General features: G+C 70.6%; 11 protein-coding genes and 1 tRNA gene. 6 read left to right on the plus strand and 6 right to left on the minus strand.

Features of this window, described 5'->3' with window-relative positions; all coding sequences use genetic code 11:
* Positions 1 to 19 precede the first annotated feature (19 nt).
* The 3 genes from VF643_RS07005 to VF643_RS07015 all read right to left on the minus strand — a co-directional run bounded on the left by VF643_RS07005 (position 20) and on the right by VF643_RS07015 (position 3919).
* The gene (locus VF643_RS07005) at positions 20 to 1798 is read right to left on the minus strand and encodes a heparinase II/III family protein (protein ID WP_331042661.1); all 1779 of its coding nucleotides are present in this window, start codon (positions 1796 to 1798) and stop codon (positions 20 to 22) included.
* On the minus strand, positions 1795 to 2457 hold the full coding sequence (rpe, locus tag VF643_RS07010; RefSeq protein ID WP_331042790.1) for a ribulose-phosphate 3-epimerase: 663 nt from the start codon (positions 2455 to 2457) through the stop codon (positions 1795 to 1797). The genes VF643_RS07005 and rpe overlap by 4 nt, the downstream gene beginning before the upstream one ends.
* Before the next feature lie 160 nt (positions 2458 to 2617).
* Positions 2618 to 3919 carry an RsmB/NOP family class I SAM-dependent RNA methyltransferase gene (locus VF643_RS07015; RefSeq protein WP_414713812.1) on the minus strand — a complete coding sequence of 434 codons (1302 nt, stop codon included), beginning with the start codon at positions 3917 to 3919 and terminating at the stop codon, positions 2618 to 2620.
* A gap of 60 nt (positions 3920 to 3979) precedes the next feature.
* Between VF643_RS07015 and VF643_RS07020 the strand changes: the two genes are divergently transcribed.
* Complete coding sequence (locus VF643_RS07020) at positions 3980 to 4138, plus strand: DUF1674 domain-containing protein (RefSeq protein WP_331042663.1); 159 nt, start codon at positions 3980 to 3982, stop codon at positions 4136 to 4138.
* Between the two features lie 475 nt (positions 4139 to 4613).
* Here the strand turns inward: VF643_RS07020 and tsaD are convergent, their stop codons facing one another.
* The gene (gene tsaD / locus VF643_RS07025; RefSeq protein ID WP_331042664.1) at positions 4614 to 5639 is read right to left on the minus strand and encodes a tRNA (adenosine(37)-N6)-threonylcarbamoyltransferase complex transferase subunit TsaD; all 1026 of its coding nucleotides are present in this window, start codon (positions 5637 to 5639) and stop codon (positions 4614 to 4616) included.
* 76 nt (positions 5640 to 5715) lie between these two features.
* Between tsaD and hemC the strand changes: the two genes are divergently transcribed.
* From hemC to VF643_RS07040, 3 genes are read left to right on the plus strand one after another with little or no spacing between them, the layout of a single operon-like run.
* Positions 5716 to 6636: a hydroxymethylbilane synthase gene (hemC, locus tag VF643_RS07030; RefSeq protein ID WP_331042665.1), complete on the plus strand. Its 921-nt coding sequence runs from the start codon at positions 5716 to 5718 to the stop codon at positions 6634 to 6636.
* Complete coding sequence (locus tag VF643_RS07035) at positions 6633 to 7268, plus strand: uroporphyrinogen-III synthase (RefSeq protein ID WP_331042666.1); 636 nt, start codon at positions 6633 to 6635, stop codon at positions 7266 to 7268. Before hemC ends, VF643_RS07035 begins: the two co-directional genes overlap by 4 nt.
* Positions 7269 to 7300: 32 nt before the next feature.
* Positions 7301 to 8170, plus strand: a complete 870-nt coding sequence (locus VF643_RS07040; RefSeq protein WP_331042667.1) for a hypothetical protein — start codon at positions 7301 to 7303, stop codon at positions 8168 to 8170.
* Here the strand turns inward: VF643_RS07040 and VF643_RS07045 are convergent.
* Entirely contained in the window at positions 8161 to 8952 is a 792-nt protein-coding gene (locus tag VF643_RS07045; RefSeq protein ID WP_331042791.1) for a DUF72 domain-containing protein, read from the minus strand. The genes VF643_RS07040 and VF643_RS07045 overlap by 10 nt on opposite strands.
* Positions 8953 to 9132: 180 nt before the next feature.
* Positions 9133 to 9207 (minus strand) — tRNA-Gly (locus tag VF643_RS07050).
* Positions 9208 to 9353: 146 nt separating this feature from the next.
* On the opposite strand from VF643_RS07050, the gene VF643_RS07055 reads away from it, so the two are divergent.
* Both VF643_RS07055 and VF643_RS07060 read left to right on the plus strand, forming a co-directional pair.
* A complete protein-coding gene (locus VF643_RS07055; RefSeq protein WP_331042668.1) occupies positions 9354 to 10142 on the plus strand; it encodes a hypothetical protein in 789 nt (262 codons plus the stop codon).
* On the plus strand, positions 10105 to 11589 hold the full coding sequence (locus VF643_RS07060; RefSeq protein ID WP_331042792.1) for a DNA polymerase Y family protein: 1485 nt from the start codon (positions 10105 to 10107) through the stop codon (positions 11587 to 11589). The genes VF643_RS07055 and VF643_RS07060 overlap by 38 nt, the downstream gene beginning before the upstream one ends.
* Positions 11590 to 11610: the final 21 nt, after the last annotated feature.

Below are 11610 nucleotides of genomic sequence, written 5' to 3' on the forward strand. Positions count from 1 at the left end.
TAGCCGCGCGGCATACGTCCTACAATGCCCGCTTGAACGCCCAGCTCACGCTTGCCCCGCCGGCAGGCGCCTCGCCGGACACAACCAGCTGCTGCGTCGCCACCGCACGGCCCTGACCGTCGATCCACACGCTGTCCTCGACCGCCAACGTGCCGCCGCGCACCCGGAACTGCCACATCGCGCCCCCTCCCGATCCCTGGCCAGGCAGGCGCAGGATCGCGGCCAGCCCGTCGGCGGTCGGCGATGTCCGTACGCCCGCGCCCAGGTGGAACCGGACCGCGAATGGTGTCGTGCCCGGCCGCCGCTTGCGCCCGCGCGGCAACAGCGCATCCTCACCGCGCAATTCGCGGCCGTCACCGGTCAGCATCAGCTGGCGGCGGTGGACCAGGCCCCAGCGGCGGACATAGCCGTCGTGGCTCGCCTCGATCCGGCTTGCCGCATCCGATTCCTGCCGCCCCAGTTCGACCTCGCCGACCCCGCGTCCCAGCGTGCCGTCGGCGTGGATCGCGGTGGAATTGCTGTCGCCGACGACCAGGGTGGAATGCGCCGCCGTGGTCCGCAAACCTTGCGCGAGTTCGCTCGGCAGCGACGCCGCGGCCACCGCTGCGCCACCGCAATTCACGACGATCCTGTGCGCGCCGTCGGAAAATTCGAACGCCAGCGTCGATGCGCACCCGCCCTCGACCACGCGTGCGACCGGCGGCGGCGCGGCATCCATGACCAGCGCTGCGGTGCCGGTCGCCAGCCGCTGATACCCCCAGTCGCGCGCCTGGCGCAGCGGCCGGGTCCGCACCCCGCTCGCCTCGATCACCGCGGCGATATGCTCGGCCGTGTCCGGCCCTGCCCCCTGCCAGCTCGACAGCGCGCGGTCGCCATGCGTCGTGCCGAGCAGCGCGCCGACCATCCGCACCAGCGTCTCCGCCACGCCCTCGGGCAGTTCCAGCCGGCGCGCAGCATACACCTCGCGCAGCATCGCCAGCAGCTGGATCGAATCGAGCAGCATCGCCGGCGAACGCGACACCGACCCCCCGTCATCGAACAGCGACGTGCCCAGCGCACGCGCCAGTCCGGCCTCGCCGAACGCCTGACGCGGCTCGCCGCCGGGGATCAGCAGCCCCGCCGCCGCCACGCCGCACCACGCGGCGATCCGCCGCGCGCCCGGCGGCACCTTGTCCGCGCCGCGATCCAGATGCCTGGCCCCGCGCGCCAGCACGTTGAGCACCCGCGAGCGATACACCAGGTCGGCCGAAGACAGGATCAGCGGCGCATGCGCGGTCCAGAATAGGATGCGCCGTCCCCACAGGTCGGGCCTCCACGCCAGCGGATCGACGGTGTCGCCATGCGCGTCCAGCCAGCGCGCCATCAGCGCCTCGGCCACCGGCGCCCCTTGCGCCCGCGTCGCCACCGTCGACAGGTCGCGCAGCCAGGCAAAGCCGTGGAGATGCTCGACGAACGCCGCCGACGCATCGGGCCGTTTCAAGTCGAGCGACGCGATCGCGCAGACTTCGCCGCGATAAGCGAGGTCACCGTCGAGCAGTGCGCGCCCGCGGGCGACGTCGCCGATCACCGGATCGTCGGGCACCGCGATCAGCTTCAGGGGGTAACGACCCTTCAGCCGCAACCCGTGGATCGGCGTACGCCACGTCAGCCGCTGGAAGCGCTCGGACAGCCGCTCGGCGAGCGACAGGCCGGTCGCACCGCCGACCCGCATCAGCCGCCTGCCCTCCGCGATGCCGTCCAGCGCCTCCACCGGGGCCGCGCGATCCTCGCCGCCGCCCTCCGCCCGAACCTCGCTCATTCGCCCCTCAATGCCGCGATGTTGGCGGCATAAGCCGGGGCGCCGCCGCGGAATACCGCCGTGCCTGCGACGAGCGCATCCGCCCCCGCCGCGATGCAGCGCGCCGCCGTCGCCGCATCGACCCCGCCGTCGACCTCCAGGTCGATCGCCCGCCCGCTCGCGTCGATCATCTTGCGCACCGCCGCGATCTTCTTCAGCTGCCCCTCGATGAACCCCTGGCCGCCGAAGCCGGGGTTCACGCTCATCACCAGCACCAGATCGGCCAGGTCGAGCAGATAGTCGAGCGCCTTGGCCGGGGTTCCCGGACACAGCACCACGCCCGCGCGCAGCCCGAGCGATTTGATGTGTTGCAGCGAGCGGTGGATGTGCGGCCCCGCCTCGATATGCACGCTGATGCAATCCGCCCCCGCTTCGGCGAAGGCATCCAGATACGCGTCGACCGGGGCGATCATCAGATGGACGTCGAACGGCTTGGCCGTGCATCCGCGCACCGATTTCATCACCGCCGGACCGAAGGAGATGTTGGGCACGAAATGGCCGTCCATCACATCGACATGAATCCAGTCCGCGCCCGCCGCGTCGATGGCGCGCACCTCCTCGCCCAACCGCGCAAAATCGGCGGAAAGGATCGAAGGCGCGATACGAACGGGTTGCTGCATGGGCGAGACTCTGGCGTGATGGATTGCGTCGACCATCCCCTTCCCCTTCGTGCTGAGCGACGTCGAAGCACATGAGACTCATGCCGTTCGACGTCGCTCAGGGCGAACGGAGGTAACGGTTCAACCCGGTATGGCGGTTCTCTACCAGCCTTGCCTCGGGCTACAAGGCGCGGCGGAACTTCGCGACGAAGAAGCCGTCGCATCCGCCCTGGTCGGCCAGCATGTCGGGCAATGTCCTCAGCCACCCGCGCTCGGTGGTGCCGAACGGCATCGCCGCGGGTTCCAGGGCAAAGCGCGAATCGCCCGCCAGGAAGGTTTCGGCCTGATCCTCGCCCTCCTCGCGCTCCAGCGAACAGGTGGCATAAACCAGCGCGCCGCCGGGCTTCACCCAATCCGCTGCCCGCGCCAGAATCCGGCGCTGCACCTCCGCCATCCCGGCGATCACCGCCGGCCGCACGCGGTGGAGCACGTCGGGATGGCGCCGGAATATTCCCGTGGCGCTGCACGGCGCATCGACCAGCACCGCATCGGTCGGCGCGGCGGGCTGCCACTCCAGCACGTCGGCGCGCACGACATTCGCGTCCAAAGCGTTGCGCTTCAGATTGTCGCGAAGTCGCGCCAGACGACTTTGCGAACTGTCCACCGCGGTCACCTGCCACCCGGCAGCGGCCAGTTGCAGGGTCTTGCCGCCGGGCGCCGCACACAGGTCCAGTACGGTTCCCAAGCCCTCGCCAAGGAGGCGCGCGGGTAGCGACGCGGCGATATCCTGCACCCACCAGCCGCCATCGGCGTAGCCGCGCATGTCGGGCACATGATCGGCGTCATGCAGCCGCAGGTGGCCGGGCAGCAGGGTCTCGCCCTCGGGCACCGCGACATCGCCGTCGGCCAGCGTCAGGTCCAGCGGCGGCGGCGCGGCGATGGCACGCGCCGCCGCTTCGATCATCGCCTCACCCCATGCCGCACGCCAGCGCTCCTCGGTCGCGGGCGGCAGTGTCGGCACCTGGGGCAGCGTGGCGCCGCCGCGCATCAGCGTGCCGAACACGCCGTGGACCAGTTTGCGCGGCCCGCCGTCGACCAGCGGCAATACCGTGGAGATCGCGGCATGCGGCGGCGTGCCCAGCGCCAGCACCTGGACCAGCGCGATCCGGAGCGCGAACCGCGCCTTCGCATCGTCCGGCAGTCGCTGCTTGGTGGCCGAATCGATCAGGGCATCCAGATCGGGAATACGCCGCAGCGCCTCGGCGGCTATGGCATGCGCAAGGCCGCGGTCGGGTCCGCCCGGAATCGCCCGCGTCGCGGCCGGCAACGCTGCCTCCAGCGCCTCGCCCCGCCGCAACACCGCATCCAGCAGCCGGAGCGCCGCGCGTCGCGCGGCCGTGCCCAGCGGGTCGGGACCACGCGGATTCAACGGCGAACCGCAAGGTTGGGGCGTGTCACTTGGAAAATCTCCCTGAAAGCCCATCTGGGTCAAGAGCCCATGTGGGTCACGCGCTCTACCGGCGCAATCGAGGAGTGACCAGCGATGGGCCAGCGCCCCCCCCATGTGAAGCCGCCCGCGCATCTCTCGGCCAATCCGCCGGTCCCCAAACCCGCGCCCGCCCCCGCCACCACCGACCCGATGGGCAAGGATCCCACCCGCTACGGCGACTGGGAACTGAAGGGCATCGCCATAGACTTCTGAGCGGCTGTTTGCGGAAACGAAGGAGCGCGCGTTTCAAGACGATGCCGGCCCCCTCCCGCCGCGACCCGGAACGTGGTCGGCAGTTGAACCTCTCGACCAGGTAAAATCATCATTCACCCCGGCGCAGGCCGGGTCCATGGTTTAGCGAACCGAGAGCTTGGAGCCTCCTGTAACCGCGCGCCGCATGGCTGACCCCGGCCCACGCAGAGCGACGTGCGCCATGTCCGAGCGGGGCAATTCTCGAACCGATCCGGGTCTATCCACCTTGCCGCCGCCGGGGTGACCACAGCCCGCAGCGCCCCTTGCAATGTTGGAAATCCTGCGCGACGCTGCAGCACGCTGTTTCTCAGACCTGCCGGAATGTCGGAGCCGTCGTGCATCGCGGCGCGCTCGTACAGCCACGACCTTGGCAAACCTCGCACCGAGCTACCGCTCCGCAGGGATTCGCGTTACCTTCGTTACCTTTGGGAAGAGTTCACGCCTTCACCCCCGCCCCGCGCACCGCCTCTGCGCCAGGATCGAGCGGCCAGCGCGCCCGCGCCGCCACGTCGAGCGGATCGGTCAGCCCCGCCGCGAATCGCTCCACCCCGGCCCAGGCGATCATGGCGGCATTATCGGTGCACAGCCACGATGGCGGCGCCACGAAGCGCAGACCCCGGCTCGCCGCCAGCGCCTCCAGCGCGCCCCGCACGGCACCGTTCGCCGCCACCCCGCCCGCGACCACCAGCGCGGTGACCCCCTCGACCCGCATCAGCGCGCGTGTCGTGCGGTCGATCAGGCAATCGACCACCGCCTGCTGGAACGATGCCGCAATGTCCTCCGCCGCATGATGCCCGGCCGCCCGCGCCACCGCGCTCTTGAGGCCTGCAAAGGAGAAATGCGGCTCGGCCGATCCCATCAGCGGCCGCGGCAATGAAACCGCCTTGGCGTCACCCAGAAGCGCCGCCCGTTCCACCGCCGGCCCGCCCGGAAAACCCAGCCCCAACAGCTTGGCGGTCTTATCGAACGCTTCGCCCGCGGCATCGTCGATCGTCGTCGCCAGCCGGCGATAGCGCGCCACCCCCTCGACCAGCAGCAGCTGACAATGCCCCCCCGAAACCAGCAGCAGCAGATAGGGAAACGCCAGGTCCGGGTCCGAAAGCCTGGGAGAGAGCGCATGGCCCTCCAAATGGTTGACCGCGATGAGCGGCTTGCCCGCCGCATGCGCCAGCGCCTTGCCGGTCACCAGGCCCACCATCACGCCGCCGATCAACCCCGGCCCCGCGGTCGCAGCGACCGCATCGACATCGGCCAGTCGCACGCCCGCATCGGCCAGCGCGGCTTCGACGAGCGGTGCCAGCACCTCGACATGCGCGCGCGCCGCGATCTCGGGCACCACGCCGCCATAGGGCCGATGCGCCGCCTCCTGCCCCGCCAGCCGGTGCGACAGCACCCGGCGGTCGCCGGTGACGACCGCCGCGGCGGTTTCGTCGCATGAGGATTCCAGACCCAATATCAGCATGGCATGGCTTTAGCGGCTCGCCGCCGCCTTGTCCCACCACCTTGTCGAAGTGCTGTAGGTTCGCCAAAGGGCCGCGATGCAGTTCAGGCTCGGCACCCGCGGTTCGGCACTCGCCCTCGTCCAGGCGCGGATGACCCGCGACGCTTTGTGCGCCGCCCACGGCTGGTCGCCCGATCGGGTCGAGATCGTCCCCATCCGCACCACCGGCGACCGGGTGCAGGATCGCGCGCTCGCCGACATCGGCGGCAAGGCGCTGTGGACCAAGGAACTGGACCGTGCGTTGCTCGACGGCGCCGTCGACGCCTGCGTCCACTCGATGAAGGATGTCGAGACGATCCGCCCGGCCGCGATCGCCATCGCCGCCATGCTGCCCCGCGCCGACGTCCGCGATCGCCTCATCGGCGCCGCCGCGATCGGCGACCTGCGCCACGGCGCGGTCGTCGGCAGCAGCAGCCCGCGCCGCCGTGCCCAGTTGCTGCGGATGCGCCCCGACCTGCGCATCGTTCTTTTCCGCGGCAACGTCGGCACCCGTCTGGCCAAGTTGGCGGCGGGGGAGGTCGATGCGACCCTGCTGGCCGCGGCGGGACTCGACCGGCTCGATCATGGCGACATCGGCCATGCGCTCCCCACCGACGTCATGCTGCCGGCCCCCGCTCAGGGCGCAGTCGGTATCGAGGTCCGCGCCGCCGATGTCGGGGCGCAGGCGCTGGTTGCGGCGATCGATCACCGCGAGACCAGCCTGTGCGTTCTTGCCGAACGTGCCCTGCTGGCGGGCCTGGGTGGCGACTGCCACACGCCCGTCGCCGCCATGGCGTCGCTCGCCGGCGAAACCCTGCGGCTTCGTGCAGAGCTGCTCGCCGAAGACGGCAGCGCGCATGTCGAAGGCAGCATCGAAGGCATTGCCGGCGACGATTGCGGTCGCGAACTCGCGGCCGACCTGCTCGGGCGCGCGCCGCCGGCAATCCGCCGGCTGTTCGCCCCGCCCCCTCAGCCGTGACCCGCCCCCTTGCGGTGCTGCGCCCCGAACCGGGCAACGCCGCGACCGTCGCCCGCATCGAAGCGCTCGGTCTGACCGCGATCCGGCTGCCGCTGTTCGCTATCCGAACCCTTGCGTGGACCGCGCCCGACCCGTCCGGCTTCGACGCATTGCTCCTGACCAGCGCCAACGCCGTCCGCCACGCCGGGCCCCAGCTGGAAAGCCTGCGCCACCTGCCCGTCATGGCCGTCGGCGCGGCTACAGCCAGCGCCGCCCGCGCCGCGGGGTTACGTATCGCAGCGGTCGGCACCGCCGACGCCGCCGCGGCCGTCCGGGCAAGCACGGGCAAGCGCCTCCTCCATCTTGCGGGCCGCGACCGTGCCGCAACCGGCGTAGCGGCGATCACAGTCTATGCCGCCGATCCCGTGCCGGTTCCCTCCTGTGCGATGCTTGCGGGCTCCGTCGTCCTCGTCCACTCGGCGCGCGCCGCCGCACGGCTCGCGGACCTCGTTGCGCGCGACGGCGTGACCGACCTGCGGATCGCCGCCTTGAGCGCTGCGGTTCGCGCTGCGGGGCCCCACTGTCCCGGAGCGGTTGCAGGCTGGCCGGACGATGCCACCCTCGTCGCGCTCGCCGCACGCCTCGCCGATTGACCCACGCCCCCGACCCGCGGATAAGTAGGCCGATGAGCGATTTCCCGCCGATCCAGACATCGCCGCGCGATGGGCCGCCTAATGGGCCGCGCCACGGGATGCGGTCCGGCACCGTGGCGATCCTCGTGCTGCTTGCTTTCGCCGCCGGTCTCGCGCTCGCGCTCTACGCCGTGCGGCGCGTCGCCTGGTTCGCGCCTGCGGCCACGGTCTCGGCACCACCGGCGCAGAAGTCGATGCCGGTTTCGGCCGTTGCCGCACCGGCGCAAGTGGATGCGGTCGCGCTCGCCACCCGTGAGGCCGTTCTCGCGGGGCAGCTCGCCGTCCTCGAAGCCCGCACCGCGGCGGTCGCGGCCGATGCTCAGGCCGCCGGCACCCAGGCGAGCCGCGCGGAGGCCTTGCTCGTCGCCTTCGCCGCGCGCCGTGCGCTCGATCGCGGCCTTGGCCTAGGCTATCTCGACGCGCAGCTCCGCGCCCGCTTCGGCGCAACCGAGCCGCGCGCGGTTGCCTATGTGCTTCAGGCCGCGCGCCAGCCGCTGACGCTCGGCGACCTGCGCGAAGGGCTTGCGACCATCGGACCCGACATCGCCAGCGGCGCCAGGGAGGGCTGGTTCGCGGGCGTCCGGCGGGAGTTCGGCTCGCTGGTGATCCTGCGCAAGGGCAGCAGCCCCTCACCCCTGCCCCAGGACCGGCTGGAACGCGCCCGCCGCCTGCTGGAAGGCGGGCAGGTGGAGGCGGCGCGCGCGGAAGTCGCCCGACTACCCGGCGCGTCGCAGGCCGGGAACTGGATGGCCGCGGCCAAACGCTACGTCACCGCACGCCACGCTCTCGATATCCTGGAGAGCGCCGCGATCCAGGGCGCCACCGTGCAACCCGCCGCGCCTGCGATCACCACCTATCCCTGAAGCCGGGCGATCAGCGCCATCGCGCCGTGCGGCGCGCGGACCTTGGCGCCGTTGATGAAGAAGACAAAGGTGTCGCGTGCCCGCTCGGGCGCTGCCGCATCCTCGACATAGGGCAGCCCGCCCGGCCGTCCCCCGGCGTCCCAGGTCCGTGCCGCATCGGCCCAGCGATCGAGCGCTTCGGGCGCATAGCCCGCATCGAACCGCTCCTCCCCCGCCTCGAATCGCGCATAGACGAAATCGCCCGTGACGTCGGCGATTGACGGATAATCCGCCGAATCGGCGAAGACGATTGCCACCCCCGCCCCGCGGCACATCGCCACGAACGCCGGGTCGGCGAAGCTCTCATGCCGGACATGCACCGCATGCCGGAGCGCGACGCCGTCCTGCGTGGCCGGCAGGAGGGCCAGGAAAGCACGGAAATCGTCGGCGTCGAACCGCTTGGTCGGCATGAATTGCCACAGGATCGGTCCCAACATATCGCCCAGTTCGACGATCCCCTGCCCGCAGAAGCGCGCGATCGAGTCACCCGCCTCGGCCAGCACCTTGCGGTTGGTGCAATAGCGCGACGCCTTCAGCGTGAAGACGAACCCGGCGGGCACCTGGGCGCGCCAGCTTGCAAAGGTCGCCGGCTTGAACCCCGAATAATAGGTGCCGTTGACCTCGATCGCGCTCAGCCGCCCGGCGGCGTATTCCAGCTCGCGCTTGTGCGGCCATTTCTCGGGAAAGAACGTGCCGCGCCACGGTTCATAAGTCCAGCCGCCGATCCCGATCCTGATGGTCATCGGTGCCACGGTAGCGCGGACATGGCGGTTCTGGAAGCCACCCGCCAAAAGTCCCCTGCCGCCGCACGACGGCTTGCGCGCCATCGCGCATCCGTCTGATAATCAGCAATCCCATGTGAGCGCGCGGTCAGCCGGAACTGTTCGACGGTTTTCGAGGACTTCCAACATTATGGAAGTCGCTGGAGCGGGCGAAGGGATTCGAACCCTCGACCCCAACCTTGGCAAGGTTGTGCTCTACCCCTGAGCTACGCCCGCTCTGGCGCTATGCCCGGACGGGTCCGGGCGGGTGGAGGCGGGGCCACTAGCATCGGCCTTCGGACGCCGCAAGCCCCGATGCGCGAACCTCGTCCGGCGGATTCGGGGCTGGCGACTCGCTGAATAGAACATTACAGGAACATGTAATGCGCGACTCGACCGCCCTCATCGCCCGATTACGGCATGTCGCCAGCGACACGGGCGTGCGGCAAGGTGACTCTCGGGCCGAGGATGGGTGGCTGACGCAAGGATTGGCGCGGGCGCAGCTGCATGAAATCCACGCCGCTCATGTCGAAGAGGGGGCTAGTGTGGCAGGGTTCGGTGTCGCATTGGCACTGGTGGCGCGGGCAACCCCGATCCTGTGGCTGCGCACCGAGGCGGCCGAACGCCGGGGCGGGCGGCTGCACGCGACCGGACTCGTCGAACTTGGGGTTGCCGTCGATGCGCTAGTGCTCGGCGTCGTTGCCGATGAAGACGCGTTGCTACGTGCCGCCTCGGATAGTGCGCGCTGCGCCGGATTGGGCACGTTGATCGTCGAGGCCTGGGGGCGGTGCCCTGGCATCGACCTTACTTCGACACGACGGCTGATGCTGGCGGCCGAGGTGTCAGGGGTTACCGTCCTGCTGCTCAGGGTCGACGCCAGCCCGGTGCCGACTGCCGCGGCGACGCGCTGGGGCGTGGCCGCTGCGGCATCGACCCCTTTGGAGGCCCACGCGCCAGGTGCGCCTGCCTTCGACATCGAATTGCAGCGCCGACGCGGCGGCCCATCCGGCCGGCGCTGGCGCGTGGAGTGGAACCGTGATGCGTGCCGATTCGACGATTCCCAAAGCCCAGCAGTCCAGGCTGCCGGCACGCCGTTATCTGGCGCTCGTCTTCCCGTGGCTTCCGGTGGAACGGCTGCGCAACGTCCGCCCGCATCTGTTCGCCGGGCGTGACGCAGTGCCGGTCGTCTTCGTCGAGCGTGCCGGCAATGCGGTCCGACTCGCCAGCCTGGATGCGACTGCTGCTGCAATGGGGCTGGTCCCCGGTCTGACCCTTGCAGATGCGCGTGCGCGTGTGCCGGAACTGGAGGTGTTCGAGACCGACGCGCATGCCGATCTGGACTGGCTGGAGAAGCTCGCCGATTCCTGTGCTCGCTATACGCCATCGGTGGCGGTCGATCCGCCACAGGGGCTGGTGCTCGATATCGCGGGGTGCACTCATGCCTTCGACGGCGAGCGGCGGCTGGCTGCCGATGTCGAGGCGCGCATGGCCCGACGGGGCGTGGTTGCGCGGCATGCCTTCGGCGACTCGCCCGACGCCGCACGCGCACTGGCGCGCTTCGCAGGCGCGCCGGCACCTGACGAGCAACGCGCGCTCAAGCGCCTGCCGGTCGCCGCCCTGGGACTCGACGCAGACGCCACCGAGGCGCTCGTCCGCGCCGGGTTGAAAACGGTGGGCGACGTCGCGCAGCGGCCGCTCGCCGGGATAGCCGCGCGCTTCGGCGGCGAGGCCGCGACGATGGTCCGTCGCCTGTTCGGCCAGGCCGAAAGCCCGCTGATCCCCCGCCGGGTCGAGGCGCCTATTACCGTCGAACGCCGCTTCGCCGAACCGATTGCGCGCACCGAACACGTGCTGGCGGTGCTCGCCGAACTGACTGCGGAGGCCGGCGAACGCCTCGAACGTCGCCATGAGGGTGGTCGTCGCTTCGAAGCCCGGCTGTTCCGCGCCGATGGCCTCGTCCAACGCCTGCGAGTCGAGACCGGCCGGCCGACCCGCGATCCCGCCATGCTCGGGCGGCTGTTCCGCGAGCGGATCGACGCGCTCGCCGATCCGCTCGATCCGGGCTTCGGCTACGACATGATCCGCCTCGACATCGTCGCGGCCGAGCGGATCGACGCATCGCAGTTGAAGCTGGAGGGTGGCGAAACTTCGATGCCCGAAGTGGATGCGCTGGTCGATCGTCTCGCCACTCGCCTGGGCCGCAATCGCGTCCGCCGCTTCGGCCCGCGCGACAGCCATATCCCTGAACAGGCCGAGTTGATGCTGTCCGCGACCGATGCGGCGCCGCCTGGCGATTGGCCCATGCCCGAAGCCGGCGAGCCGCCGCTGCGACCGATCTACCTCTTCGATCCGCCCCAGCGCATCGACGCGGTGCTCTCCGAGGTTCCCGACGGCCCGCCGATGCGCTTCCGCTGGCGCCGCGACCTTCACGAAGTCGCGCGATCCGAAGGACCGGAACGGATCGCAGGCGAATGGTGGCGCCGCCACGACGGCGTCATCCCGACGCGCGATTATTACCGCGTCGAGGACCGCCGCGGGCGCCGCTTCTGGATATTCCGGCACGGTCTGTATGACGAGGTCGATACGCCGCGCTGGTACGTCCACGGGCTTTTTGCGTGAGCCGCACGCGTGGCCCGGTTA

Source organism: Sphingomonas sp. (assembly GCF_036387595.1).
Classification (GTDB): domain Bacteria; phylum Pseudomonadota; class Alphaproteobacteria; order Sphingomonadales; family Sphingomonadaceae; genus Sphingomonas.

Bases quoted from the DNA above. Each gene is read 5' to 3' on its own strand.
- VF643_RS07005 (WP_331042661.1), bottom strand. From the start codon at position 1,798: ATGAGCGAGGTTCGGGCGGAGGGCGGCGGCGAGGATCGCGCGGCCCCG.
- rpe (WP_331042790.1), bottom strand. From the start codon at position 2,457: ATGCAGCAACCCGTTCGTATCGCGCCTTCGATCCTTTCCGCCGATTTT.
- VF643_RS07015 (WP_414713812.1), bottom strand. From the start codon at position 3,919: ATGGGCTTTCAGGGAGATTTTCCAAGTGACACGCCCCAACCTTGCGGT.
- VF643_RS07020 (WP_331042663.1), top strand. From the start codon at position 3,980: ATGGGCCAGCGCCCCCCCCATGTGAAGCCGCCCGCGCATCTCTCGGCC.
- tsaD (WP_331042664.1), bottom strand. From the start codon at position 5,639: ATGCTGATATTGGGTCTGGAATCCTCATGCGACGAAACCGCCGCGGCG.
- hemC (WP_331042665.1), top strand. From the start codon at position 5,716: ATGCAGTTCAGGCTCGGCACCCGCGGTTCGGCACTCGCCCTCGTCCAG.
- VF643_RS07040 (WP_331042667.1), top strand. From the start codon at position 7,301: ATGAGCGATTTCCCGCCGATCCAGACATCGCCGCGCGATGGGCCGCCT.
- VF643_RS07045 (WP_331042791.1), bottom strand. From the start codon at position 8,952: ATGACCATCAGGATCGGGATCGGCGGCTGGACTTATGAACCGTGGCGC.
- VF643_RS07055 (WP_331042668.1), top strand. From the start codon at position 9,354: ATGCGCGACTCGACCGCCCTCATCGCCCGATTACGGCATGTCGCCAGC.